Source organism: Robinsoniella sp. KNHs210 (assembly GCF_000686105.1).
GTDB classification, from domain to species: domain Bacteria; phylum Bacillota; class Clostridia; order Lachnospirales; family Lachnospiraceae; genus Robinsoniella; species Robinsoniella peoriensis.
This window is the reverse complement of record NZ_JMLZ01000002.1, coordinates 4,860,612-4,874,006: the sequence shown is the minus strand read 5'-3', so window position 1 is coordinate 4,874,006 and position 13,395 is coordinate 4,860,612. Positions and strand designations below refer to the sequence as shown.

General features: G+C 41.1%; 11 protein-coding genes. 2 read left to right on the top strand and 9 right to left on the bottom strand.

Features of this window, described 5'->3' with window-relative positions:
• Window positions 1-78: 78 nt before the first annotated feature.
• From secA to hisA, 7 genes are all read right to left on the bottom strand, one after another.
• A complete protein-coding gene (gene secA, locus CD03_RS0127700; protein ID WP_027296407.1) occupies window positions 79-2,646 on the bottom strand; it encodes a preprotein translocase subunit SecA in 2,568 nt (855 codons plus the stop codon).
• 202 nt (window positions 2,647-2,848) lie between these two features.
• Window positions 2,849-3,079 (bottom strand): HPr family phosphocarrier protein, encoded by a 231-nt coding sequence (locus tag CD03_RS0127695; protein WP_027296406.1) that lies wholly within the window; start codon window positions 3,077-3,079, stop codon window positions 2,849-2,851.
• A gap of 148 nt (window positions 3,080-3,227) precedes the next feature.
• Window positions 3,228-4,754 (bottom strand): response regulator transcription factor, encoded by a 1,527-nt coding sequence (locus CD03_RS0127690; RefSeq protein ID WP_027296405.1) that lies wholly within the window; start codon window positions 4,752-4,754, stop codon window positions 3,228-3,230.
• Window positions 4,729-6,444, bottom strand: coding sequence for a sensor histidine kinase (locus CD03_RS0127685; protein ID WP_027296404.1), 1,716 nt, complete (start codon window positions 6,442-6,444; stop codon window positions 4,729-4,731). The genes CD03_RS0127690 and CD03_RS0127685 overlap by 26 nt, the downstream gene beginning before the upstream one ends.
• 63 nt (window positions 6,445-6,507) lie before the next feature.
• Entirely contained in the window at window positions 6,508-7,740 is a 1,233-nt protein-coding gene (locus CD03_RS0127680) for an ABC transporter substrate-binding protein (protein ID WP_044289718.1), read from the bottom strand.
• An 89-nt stretch (window positions 7,741-7,829) separates the two neighbouring features.
• On the bottom strand, window positions 7,830-8,357 hold the full coding sequence (hpf, locus tag CD03_RS0127675; protein ID WP_027296402.1) for a ribosome hibernation-promoting factor, HPF/YfiA family: 528 nt from the start codon (window positions 8,355-8,357) through the stop codon (window positions 7,830-7,832).
• Between the two features lie 179 nt (window positions 8,358-8,536).
• Window positions 8,537-9,313, bottom strand: a complete 777-nt coding sequence (gene hisA / locus CD03_RS0127670) for a phosphoribosylformimino-5-aminoimidazole carboxamide ribotide isomerase (RefSeq protein ID WP_027296401.1) — start codon at window positions 9,311-9,313, stop codon at window positions 8,537-8,539.
• Between the two features lie 139 nt (window positions 9,314-9,452).
• On the opposite strand from hisA, the gene CD03_RS0127665 reads away from it, so the two are divergent.
• Window positions 9,453-10,316 (top strand): YitT family protein, encoded by an 864-nt coding sequence (locus CD03_RS0127665; RefSeq protein ID WP_027296400.1) that lies wholly within the window; start codon window positions 9,453-9,455, stop codon window positions 10,314-10,316.
• 68 nt (window positions 10,317-10,384) lie between these two features.
• On the opposite strand, the gene CD03_RS35075 is transcribed toward CD03_RS0127665, so the two are convergent.
• Together CD03_RS35075 and CD03_RS0127655 are read right to left on the bottom strand one after the other, a co-directional pair.
• A complete protein-coding gene (locus tag CD03_RS35075) occupies window positions 10,385-10,726 on the bottom strand; it encodes a hypothetical protein (protein WP_044289716.1) in 342 nt (113 codons plus the stop codon).
• A 72-nt stretch (window positions 10,727-10,798) separates the two neighbouring features.
• Window positions 10,799-12,214, bottom strand: coding sequence for a spore germination protein (locus CD03_RS0127655; protein WP_027296399.1), 1,416 nt, complete (start codon window positions 12,212-12,214; stop codon window positions 10,799-10,801).
• Between the two features lie 195 nt (window positions 12,215-12,409).
• Between CD03_RS0127655 and CD03_RS0127650 the strand changes: the two genes are divergently transcribed.
• Complete coding sequence (locus CD03_RS0127650; RefSeq protein WP_027296398.1) at window positions 12,410-13,306, top strand: phosphatase PAP2 family protein; 897 nt, start codon at window positions 12,410-12,412, stop codon at window positions 13,304-13,306.
• Window positions 13,307-13,395: the final 89 nt, after the last annotated feature.

The window sequence follows — 13,395 nt, the reverse complement described above, 5'->3', positions numbered from 1 at the left end:
GCTTCACCTTCTCTCAATTATTATTTGATTTATTTACAAAAAGGCCGTTTTATGCAAACGACCCTTTTGGTTCTATATTTATGCTCTTCTGCCGCAGCACTGTTTGTATTTCTTGCCGCTTCCGCATGGACACGGATCGTTGGGATAAACTTTTTCAGAAGTACGTCTTACAGGGCCTTTTACTTCAGAGTCATCTTTGTTCGTTCCGGTTACCTTTGCAACTTCTTCACGTTCAACCTTCTGCTCAATGCGGACATGGTATAACAGGCGGAGTGTATCTTCCTGAATACCTGCTGACATGGTATCAAACATCTCATATCCGCTCATCTTGTATTCAACCAGCGGATCTCTCTGTCCATATGCCTGAAGCCCGATACCCTGACGCAGCTGGTCCATATCATCGATATGATCCATCCACTTACGGTCGATTACTTTCAGAAGAATCACACGCTCCAGTTCACGCAGCTGTTCCGGTTCCGGGAACTCTGCTTCTTTTGTTTCGTAGAGCTTCACTGCTTTTTCTTTCAGATTCTGCTTTAACTGGTTCTTCTTTATTTTTTTGATATCTTCTTTTGTAACAGGCTGTAACGGAATAATAGGATTCAACAGGGAATTCAGTTCATTTAAATCCCATTCTTCATTATCCGCATCATCTGCAATACACATATCAACGGTATTGTCCACAATATCGGTAATCATCTTATAAATGGAGTCCCGCATGCTTTCTCCGTCCAGAACACGTCTTCTCTCCTTGTAAATAATTTCACGCTGCTCGTTATTTACCTGGTCATATTCTAACAGATTCTTACGGATTCCGTAGTTGTTGCTCTCGATCTTCTTCTGGGCTTTTTCAATAGCAGAAGAAAGCATCTTGTGTTCGATCTGCTCATTTTCAGATACACCCAGAGATTTAAATACACTCATCAGACGTTCTGAACCAAACAGACGCATCAGATCATCTTCCAGAGAAATAAAGAATCTGGATTCACCGGGATCTCCCTGACGTCCGGAACGTCCACGCAGCTGGTTATCAATACGTCTGGATTCATGACGTTCCGTACCGATAATCTTTAAACCGCCTGCTGCTTTTGAATCATCATCCAGCTTAATATCCGTACCACGGCCTGCCATGTTGGTTGCAATGGTAACTGCACCATGCACACCTGCCTCTGCAACGATTTCAGCTTCCAATTCATGGAATTTCGCATTCAGGACTTTGTGCTGGATTCCGCGTTTTTTCAGCATACTGCTGATTAGTTCGGAAGTTTCGATGGTTATGGTACCAACCAGTACAGGTTGTCCCTTTGCATGGGCTTCTTCGATAGAATCCACTACTGCATGGAATTTTTCCTTCTTAGTCATATACACGGCATCATCAGCATCTTTACGTGCTACCGGTCTGTTGGTAGGAATCTCGACAACGTCCATTCCATAGATGTCACGGAACTCCTTTTCCTCTGTCAAAGCGGTACCTGTCATACCGGATTTCTTTGTATATTTATTGAAAAAGTTCTGGAAAGTGATCGTAGCAAGGGTCTTGCTTTCTCTCTTTACCTTAACATGTTCTTTTGCTTCAATTGCCTGATGCAGTCCATCGGAATATCTTCTGCCCGGCATGATACGTCCTGTAAATTCATCTACAATCAGTACTTCATCATCTTTTACAACATAATCCTGATCACGGAACATCAGATTGTGTGCACGCAGTGCAAGGTTGATATTGTGCTGAATCTCCAGATTATCCGGATCAGCCAGGTTTTCAATCTGGAAGAATTTTTCTACCTTTTTTACACCATCTTCGGTCAGATTTACAACCTTGTCCTTTTCATTTACGACAAAATCACCGGTCTCAATGATTTCTTCGCCCATGATAGCGGACATCTTCGTTACTTCTCCGCTGGCTTCACCACGTTCCAGCTGACGTGCAAGGATATCGCAGACTTCATATAATTTCGTTGATTTTCCACTCTGTCCGGAAATGATAAGCGGTGTCCTGGCCTCATCAATCAATACGGAATCCACCTCATCGATGATGGCATAATGCAGATCTCTCTGTACCAGCTGTTCCTTATAGATTACCATGTTGTCACGCAGATAATCAAAACCTAATTCGTTATTGGTAACATATGTGATATCACAATTGTATGCATCCCGTCTCTCGTCATTGTCCATAGAGTTTAATACACAGCCTACCTTCAGCCCTAAAAACTCATGTACTTTTCCCATCCACTCAGCATCACGATGTGCCAGATAATCATTAACCGTTACGATATGAACGCCTTTGCCTTCCAATGCATTTAAGTATGCCGGAAGTGTAGAAACCAATGTTTTACCTTCACCGGTTTTCATTTCTGCGATACGTCCCTGATGCAGAATAATACCACCGATAATCTGAACCGGATAATGCTCCATGTCCAGAACACGTTTTCCTGCTTCTCTGACCGTCGCAAACGCTTCGGGGAGAAGGTCGTCCAAAGTCTCTCCATCAGCCAGTCTCTTTTTATATTCTTTCGTCTTATCTCTTAGTTCTTCATCAGACAAAGCCTGCATGGTCGGCCTCAAAGCTTCTACTTTTTTTACGAGAGGTTTGATCATTTTTACCTCTCTCTCACTATGAGTCCCTAATACTTTTTGTATAAGATTCATTTCTATTCACCTATATCCTTCATCTGTGTTCTTATAATCACTAACTATATTAACACCTTTACGCATTTTTCACAATAAAATTTTTTATAAACTTAGGCTTCACAAATCGTTCATAATGCGTTCATAAACAAAAATACCGCATACAGCCTCTGCCATATGCGGTATTTTTATAAATTTTCCTCTTTTATCTGAAACCGATAAATTAAGAAACGCGGTATTTTTCCAGCGCTCCGGTGAGCTTTTCACAAGGCTCGCCGTGGATTTGTAAGTCTACTACATTCCCTACTGCAAGTCCTAAAACACCTAATATAGATTTTGCATCAATTACAATATGTCCTTTTTTCATATCCATATCATATGGGTAATTTGCTATCTGGTTCACAAATTCTAATACTTCATCCGGATTATCAAAGCTTACTTTAATTTCTTTCATGAAATCGATCTCCTTTTCCTCGGTATTTATCCTTTAGCAATATCTGCTTAATTTTATCTTTTGTTAACTTTTTATCATTCTATCTTATTTTTCATGAAAGAAATAGGGGAACTTTTTAAAAAAGGAGGAATTATTTAATCTCAATTTACTATTTATAGGTCTTACGGTACTCTGCCGGAAGCATCCCGACTTCTTCTTTAAATACCTTGCTCATATACTTTGGGTCTGAATATCCTGCCATTACGGCAATCTGATTTAATTTCAGACCGGATTCCAGCAGCAGTTTCTTGACTTTGTCTATTTTATATCTGCGCAGTGTCTCTGTAAAGGAACTGCCTGTCTCTTTTTTAAACTGGCTGCTCAGATATTCCTCTGATACGTTAAGCTTCCGGGCTATCATTTCCAGACTGATTCCCTGGTTATAGTATTCCTGGATCATATTCTGGGTTCTTTGAACCATATATCCTACCTGCTGTCCTTCCAGACTGTCTTGCGGAATCATCTGTTCAAAGACCTGCCGCAGGGCTTCCAGAATATCATCCCAGCAAATGGCATCTAATACTGCCTGCAGTATTTTCTGAACATAGAGTTCTTCGCCTGTGCCTGCAAATTCTTTTGCCGTATTTAAAATTGCCCAGGTAAAACGGATACACCCTTCTTTAATCTCCCGGGGATAATAAATCTCTTCCCTGGAAAGTCTGCTGAATTCCCGCAGACACCGTTCAAATTCTTTTTTATCACGGCGCATAAGTGCATTTTTCACCTGTGTCTCAATGTCCATTGGGTATTTATAAGGATAGGTTAAGATACCCTCTATTATTTCATTACAGATCATGCCCCTATCGATACCCGAAAGACTCCACTCCATATCCTTCCAGATCTGTTTAAATGCATCCGTGAGCCCCGCAATCCCATCGCTTTTTGCCCACCCATAGAGTCCTTTATCACCCAGATTTGCAATGAGCATAGGCACTACTGATTTTGCAAAATATTGCTCTGCCTGTTTTTCCTCTGCCGTGTGGTACACCACAACAATTACAGCGTGGCGGGACTCATTTTCCAATACAACGGATGAAAAATTACTGCAGTGATTCCCTATATCTTTTAACAGGTCTATCAGCAGATCCTGACAGGAATCGTAAGCAGTTCCAAGCCGTATTACAAACAGAAAAATTGGATCAGCCGTATGGAATCCATATTTTTCACTTATGAATTTATCCATTTGATCATCTATTTCTAACTGTCCCAAAATGCCGGACCGGAAAATATGATCCAGGTTCATTACCGGATCCACATGACGCTGTTCTGCCAGAGATTCTTCCACCTGTTTTAGGGCATGTTTCAATTCGGGAATTTTAATGGGTTTTAACAGATAATTTTCGATTCCAAGCTCAATCGCCTGCTTTGCATAATTAAAATCCGAATAAGCCGTAAGTACGATCACCTTACAGTCTACTTTTTCTTTTCTTAACTTTCCCAGCATGGTAAGCCCATCCATATCCGGCATCTTAATATCCATAATTAATAAATCCGGCAGTTCCCTCTTAACCAGCCTTAATCCGTCAATTCCATCTGAAGCGGTTCCCGCCAGTTCATAACCCGGGTCAATTTTTTTCAAAATCTTTCCCAGGCCTTCGCGGATCGGTGCCTCATCTTCCACGATTACGATTCTCATCTTCATCCTCCTCTGCTGCTGGTATAAAGAGATGTACTTTCGTATATTTGTTTGGTTTACTTTCAAAATAAATATTTGCTTCCCCTGGATAATACAACTGCAGTCGTTTTCTGACATTAACAATTCCCAGATGATCATCCATATCAGCCATTTCATTATTCAGAAGAGCCAGCGTCTCCAAAGAAAGCCCTCTTCCGTTGTCTTCGATAACAATATGAATCTGGCCATCCGCATCTTCTATCCTGATTTTCAGGATACATTCCCCAACTTTGTTTTTAAATGCATATTTGATGGCATTTTCTACAAAGGGCTGTAAAAGCAGTTTGTGTATCTTGTACCGCCTGATATGCTCCGGTGCTTCAATCACCGTCTTCAGCGGCTTTCCAAGCTTGGCACTTTGCAGCAGCATATATTGTTCCAGCCAGTATAGCTCACGCTGTATATTTGTTTCACCACCTGCATTCTTTACTGCATATCTGAGAATATCCGCCAGGGCTCCTACCATATCGCTAATCTCATATTCTTCCCTCTCTATTGCCTTCCAGTTAATGGTATCCAGGGTGTTATAGAGAAAATGGGGATCTATTTGTGCTTCCAGAGCGTACAACTCGGCGTTCTTCTGTTCCAATACCGCCTGCTTCACCTGGCTGATCAGCTCATCAATCTTTTCCATCAGTTCGTTAAAACCAAGGGCAATCCGCTGTACTTCCCGTGTCATATCATCCTCTACCGGAATACGAACCATAAAATCGCCTTTTTCTGCCTCATTCATAACTCCGACTATTTTATCCACCGACTTAATTACCGGACGTGTAAAATAATAGGTCAATAACGCCAGTATGACGATAGTGCCCAGAGTCACAATAATCCAGAAACTTCCCTGCTCCAGGACCGCTCTTTTATAACGCTGGAGCGATTGAAAATAATAAATGCTCCATCCGCTTTTTTCATTTATTCTTTCCGTTACGCGGTAACCTTTTGTATTCAGCTCTGATATCTCTTTTCCGATTAGAGATTTATCCGGTGCACTGATCACCTTATCATCCTGGCATATATAGATACGGTTATCCTCACCGTTATAGACACTGTCTTCCAGTACTTTTTCATCGATGCTTAATGTGATCGTTCCGATCTCTTTATGAATATCGCGGTAATCCACGATTTTTCTTACCACCTGGAAGATCGCTACTTCTTTTTCTCCTATGATAACCGGCTGATCGGGAGCCTGATATATCATCGTGCCCTGGAATGAGGGAATTTGTAACGTATTCATCCAGCTGCTGTTGGCAGAAGAAGAGGAGTTGTGGTCATAGAAAATCTTTTTTCCATTTTTTAAAACCAGCAGCACACCCTCCATCCCAGTATTCCGATTGCTGGTATGGCTTAAATAACGCCGGAACTGGCTGCTGTTCACAGTCAGGTCATCCTGGTCTTCATTGAGCTTCTCTGCCGTCTCCACTACCTCATCATCCGTACAAAGGTCATAGAGGATGGTTTCATATTTATCCAATATCATATCCAGACACTGGTCTGCCTTGTTCAAGCCTCCCTGAATCCGGTCGTCCAGACTCTGTTTCATATTGATTCTCATACGTATCTGGGACAGTACGGCAAACATGGTAATGGACAACAGGGATGCCAGTAAAAAGGCCGGAATCAGCTTTTCTCTTAAGCTTTTTGTCTTTTTCATGCTTATACCTCCTGCATATCACAGGTATGCCTGCGATACTGCCTTAATAAGTAGTTTGAAAGCTTACCCTTCCCTGATTTTGCGTACTTCATTAGCCGCCTCACTGAGGATTTCTTCGTTTTTCTTTTCACCAATGATACTCTCGCGCATTGCATCTGCTACTATTCTTGATATCTTTGGCCACTCCACCGATACTTCCCGGTATCTTGCAGATTTAAAAATATCAATGAATTTATGCTTTATGGGATCATCTTTAAACTGGGTATCCATGACATCCTGCCTTGGTGCCAGCAGACCAAAACCATCCATATAATCTGTCATACGTTCTTTATTGGCTATATAATTTAAAAATACAATCGCCTGATCCTGCTTCTTTCCTTTCGTGACGGCAAATACTTCACCGCCTGCTACCGTTACCGGCCCGGTATCAGACGGCAGGCAGGCAACATCGAATTCCATGTCCGGGTTTCGCTCTCTTAGATCATCAATGATGCCGGAAGACTGAAACACCATGGCTATGTTCTCATCCGCAAATTGGTTCATAAGGTCATTCATAGTCAGGTTAATGCAGTCTCTGCTCATCGCCTTAGATGAGGTAAGCTTTGTTAGCAGGTCAAATGCTTTCTTTCCGGCAGGGGAATCCAGCTGATCCACATCTGCGCCCATTCCCCAGAGTATAGGCAGAAATTCATATAAACTCTGTTCACTCTGCAGGGCAGACAATGCTGTACCATATGCTGTACCATATTTATTCTTCCCGGTAGTTGCTGCTGCCGCTTCGTAAAATGCATCCCAGGTTTTCGGCACCTCCACACCTGCTTCACGAAAAATTTTTTTATTATAAAATAATGCCGGACAGTTTACCCCGAATGGCTGTCCGTAAATCCGGTCTCCCACTTTGCAGGGTTCCATGGCTACCGGCAGATAATTCTGTAATTCCCCCACCCTATCCGTAAGATCTACAAAGGGCTGCATTGCATAGAAATATTGAAAATCAGAAGAATCTACCAGCGCCAGATCCGGCATATTATTGTCAGCCATACTAAGCGCCAGCTGCTTTTTAAAGTCTTCACTTGGCACAAATTGAAGTTCTACTTCAATTTCATCCTGGGAGACATTAAACTCCTCCACCAGATTGTCCAGCTGTTTCTTATTCTGTTTTACATCCCAGTAGTGCCAAAGTACTATTTGTGTTTTTAACGGCTTTTGCGGGATCTCTTCCTTTGTGCATCCCGCTGCGGCAGTACTGATAGCAAACGCCAGGATCGAAACTGCAATACATTTCCACTTTTTCAACTTTACAACTCCTTAAAATACATCAAAATGAAAATACACCCAGGCTGTCTGCCCAGATGTATTTTCCTCTACTCTTTGCAAAATACATACTAGAATTCCGGTTCAATTAATCCGTATGTATTTCCTTTTCTCTTGTAAACTACATTCACTTCATCTGATTCTGCATTACAGAATACAAAGAAATTGTGTCCCAGAAGTTCCATTTGTACACATGCATCTTCCGGATACATTGGCTTAATTCCGAAGTGTTTTGTACGGATAATCTTTACTTCATCATCGTCATCTACTTCTTTTTCTATAAATTCTTTACGGAAATTTGCGCCGCCCTGATGCTTTTCAACGATCTTATTTTTGTATTTTCTTAATTGTCTTTCAATGACTTCTTCAACAAGGTCAATGGATACATACATATCATTGCTGACCTGTTCTGAGCGGATAATATTTCCTTTTACCGGAATAGTAACCTCTATTTTTTGTCTTTCTTTTTCTACACTTAAGGTTACGATAATCTCAGTTTCAGGAGTAAAATATCTTTCCAGCTTTCCAAGTTTGTCTGTAACAGCATTTCTAAGACCGTCTGTTACCTCAATATTTTTTCCACTAATCGTATAACGCATGATGTCCAACTCCTTTTCATTTATATTTTGCCCTCCGGAATCCTTTCGGAGCTCCCTGGCAACCCGGTAATCTCTGCTCATAAATATACCGGTTATAACAGGTTTTGATGCTTGTCCTGTCCTATGAAACAATTATACCACATTTTACGTTTTTTACAATCCAATTTATTCGATTTCAATTATTTTTCACACAATTTTACAACTTCCCGGTACGGCATCGGTCCTCCGAAAAGGTCCAGGGCGCTTCCAATGGTTACGTCCAGCCTTTCCTTCCCATGCAGCCGCAGATTCTCCAAATCTGCAAAGCTGCCTATTCCTCCGGCATAGGTAACCGGTATCCCGTTCCAGGAGCCCAGCATGTCAGCCAGTGCAGTCTCTATGCCATTTGCTTTTCCTTCTACGTCAACTGCATGAACCAGAAATTCATCACAATATCCCGCCAATTCATCCAATACCCCGTGGGATAATACAAGATCTGTGAACTTCTGCCAGCGGTCCGTAACTATATAATACTTGTCATCTTTTCTTCTGCAGCTCAAGTCCAGTACCAGATGCTCCCTGCCCACTGCGTTTATCATTTTTTTCAGATTCCCATAGTCCAATACTCCGTCTTTAAAGACATAACTGGTGACAATTACATGGGACGCTCCTGCATCTAAGTAGGAAGCCGCATTATCATCCCTGATTCCTCCGCCCACCTGCAGCCCAAGAGGATATGCCCCAAGTGCCCGAAATGCCTGTTCCCTGGTTGCCTCATAATAGGGTGAAGAAGATGGATTTAATAAAATAATATGCCCGCCTTTGATTTTGTCCTTTTTATAGAAACTGGCATAATATGCACCATCCTGTTCTGATACAAAGTTTTCTGCCGCCTGGTCCATTTCATCTTTTAAAGTTCCTCCAACAATCTGTTTCACTTTCCCATTATGTATATCAATACATGGTCGAAACCTCATTCCTGCCACGCTCCTTTTTCTATAGAATCATAAATATAACCTAAATTCTAGCACATCTTTTCCATTTTGTGTGTTATAATTATGAAAAATGGACCATAATTTATATATCGGCTTTTTCATGTGCTGTGGGAGGTAGTTTATGGGTAAAACTTCAAAAAAACAAGAACTCAAACGTTTGGCGTTTATTATAATCGCTTCTATTATAATGGCTGCCAATATTAAAACTTTCGTCCGTGCAGGAGGCCTATATCCCGGCGGATTTAACGGACTCACTCTTCTAATCCAGAAAATCGGACAGGTTTATTTTTCTATCGGCCTTCCTTTTTCCGTGATTAACTTTGCATTAAATGCAATTGTAATTATAATCAGTTACCGATTTCTGGGGAAAAAATTCACCTTTTATACTTGCCTTATGGTAGGCCTGACCGGAATTCTGACTGATATTATACCGGGCATCCCCATTACCTCTGATATTCTGCTGATTGCAGTCTTTGGCGGCATCATCAACGGACTTGCCATGAGCCTCTGCCTTATGGGAGCCGGAAGTGGAGGCGGGACTGACATTATTGCCATTATGCTGTCAGAAAAGTATCATATGGAAACCTGGAATTATATTTTTATCAGCAATGTAATTATGCTTATGGTAGCAGGATATTTGTTTGGATGGAATCAGGCTTTGTATTCCATTATTTTTCAGTTTGCATCCACTCAGATCGTCAGCCAGCTTCACTTGCGCTATAAGAAACATACGCTATTTATCGTGACTTCTCATCCCGGCGAGATCTATAATGAAATACTGGCATGTACCAATCATGGTGCAACCATATTTACCGGAACTGGCTGTTATGAACAGGAACAGCGCAGCATGGTATATTCAGTGGTATCCAGTGATGAAGTCAAAGAAGTAATGCTGAAAATCAGGCAGGTAGATGAAAAAGCTTTTATTAATATAATTAAAACGGATCAATTGAACGGGCGTTTTTACCAACGACCCACTGACTAATTTCATAGTAAAGCAAAGGGAGCTATCTTATGCAGCCGCATGAAGCTCCCTTTTACATTGTACACTGATTAACGGTTTGTTTCTGTATGATTTGTATTTCCAGTCAGGTCGTCTCCAAGATCTTCTACGCCCTGTTTAACGTCCTGGCCAATTTTTTCTACAACGCCTTCTGTTCCATTTGTACCATCTGTAACGTCATTGTTCATGTTATTGGTACCCATCTCAGTAGCACTTTTATTATCAGTGCCTGCATTGGTGTTTGCTTCAGTTCTTCTCTCTGTTGTTGTACTTTCAGTAGTAGTCTTCGTATTTTCTGTTGTTTTGTTGTCATTTTTGCTTCCACATGCTGTCATAGCGCACATACAGAGTACGAGTAATGCGCCAGCTAAACATTTCTTAAACTGTTTCATAATATTTCTCCTTTTTGGTTTATTATAGAATAAGATTTCTCTTCGGAAATAATATGTGTAGATTTTACAATTTTATTCATCCTGGAAATCAATTCTTTTTCGGAATAACCTTCGGAACAACTGTTTTCCATTAAACGGAAATAACGGATACAGATAACTTCTTCCGGCTACTGTTTTATTGGTAGCCACAACCAGAATCGTAACAATAATTCCGATTATAAATCCATATATATTAAACAGCGCCGTTAGAATCAACATAATAATACGCATGAATTTAAATGCATATCCCAGTTCATAACTTGCCTGGGTATAATTGGCTATTGCTACAAATGCCATATACAGCATGGTTTCTGAATTGAACCAACCGGATTTTACTGCGAACTCACCTACTACGAGAGCCGCAATAACACTAAGCGGCGTAGTAAGCATATTTGGCGTATTAATCGCCGCCAGCCTCAGGCCGTCAATTGCAAATTCCAAAATTAACAGCTGGGCTAAAAGAGGAATATTCATCGTATCCGTTACTTTTATAAACTCAAACGATTTTGGTATCCATTCCGGATTCTGCATCAGCAGCAGCCAGAGAGGCGTTAATATCAGGGTCAAAAATGCAATCATTCCTCTGGTTACCCGAAGATACGTTCCGGTAATGGGCGGGAAGTAGAAATCATCTGCTTCTTCCATAATATCAAAAATGGAAACCGGAAGAATGATTGCTGCCGGTGAATTATCCACAAGTATTGCGACCTGGCCTTCTAAAATACTTGCAGCCGTTGTATCCGGACGTTCCGTGTACTTGAATTTCGGAAATGGATTGTACCACTTTCTTGGATAGATACACTCGGCCAGACTTTCCTGATTCATAGTCAGAGCATCTACCTTTACGCTTTGTATCCGTTCCTTTAATTCTCTTACAAATTCTTTATCCGCCCGGTCATCCATATAACAGAGGACGACATCGGATTTGGACGTTGTGCCTACATTTAACATTTCCATGGACAGCTTTGGGCTTCTGATACGGCGCCTGATCAGTGCGGTATTGAAAACGACAGTCTCTACGAAACCATCCCTGGATCCTCTTAGTACCTTGTCTTTATCAGGCTCTCCTACGCTTCTCATAGGATAAGTACGGCAATCTATCGCAAAGCATTTGGAATAGCCGTCAATAAACAGGCAAAGGACGCCGGAAAGAATATTTTTTGCAATCTCTTCCCGGTCATCCAGCATGTCAACTTCCACATAGGGGATATAGTCATGAGACAGGTCTTCACTGTCCTCCGGAAGATCCTCCGGCGTAATGGAATGAAAGAATTCCAGTATTTTTTCCATGATCTCATCTTTTATAAATCCATCTATAAAATAGATACATGCTCCCCGGTCCGCCACTGCAGTCATTTTGTAGATGATATCGAAATTTTTATCTACTTTTAGTTTTTGATGGAAATACTCCATGTTCTCAATTAAATCTGTTGATATCGTTTTCTCCATTTTTAACCACCCTGTATCTTTCACCTTTACACATGCACATTGCAGTCTGGTTTGCAAATCGCACATATTAGTGTGAAAGCGTTTTTCTTTCATGCTTTCTCTATTTTAAACATTTACTTATCTATGAATAGACTTTCCCAAAATTAGCAAAATTATGTTATACTGTTTTTAAAAATATAAAATGGAGTGGTGAAAATGGAATTTTTACGTTTACTGGAAGGCATACGGTCGCCTGCACTAAATACCGTGTTTCAATTTTTTACTTTTTTTGGCCAGGAAATGCTGGTTCTTGCTATTATCTGCGTATTATACTGGTGTCTGGATAAGAAACTGGCATATAAGATTGCGCTATCATTCTTTGCCGCCGGCATGCTGCTGCAAAATCTGAAGATTACCTTCCGCATCCCAAGGCCCTGGGTTCTGGATCCGGATTTTCAAGCTGTTCCATCTGCCGTACCGGCTGCAACCGGATATTCCTTTCCCAGCGGCCATACACAGAGTGCAACTTCACTATTTATGACACTTGCGCTATCCCTAAAGCAGAAATCTCTGAAGATCATCTGTGTGGTCATCTTCCTGCTGGTGGGTTTTTCAAGAATGTACCTGGGTGTCCATACACCCAAAGATGTATTGACAGCAATGGCTATGGCTATTATTATTTCTCTTTTAATAAATAAATTATTTGATAAACTTGAGAATACTCCAAAGTCTAATCTGATACTCAGTATCATCCTTGCCGGATTCTCCGTTCTATCTATGATTTATGCCCTGGTATTGCTGAATAACGGAACCATTAATGAGATCTATGCCGCAGACTGCTGCAAAGCTGCCGGTTCCGGACTGGGCTTTGCTATCGGATGGTACCTGGAACGTACTTATATTAATTTCGAGACAAATACAGCGGTTTCAAAGCAGGCTGCTAAATTTATCCTGGGTATTGCTTCCTCCCTGTTGTTAAAAGGAGTCTTAAAAGCCCTCTTGGGCGGCAGCATTCCGGCTGAAATGCTTCAGTATTTTATTCTTGTGCTTTGGGTAATCGCTGCCTATCCTTTTATCTTCCAGCGAGTGAGATTTCTCGGAGGCGAAAAATAAAAAGCAGGATAAAAATAACCGCTTAGAGGAAATACTTTCCCTCTAAACGGTTATTTTTTATCCTGCAGCTCTTTCTTGAAAAGTAAAAC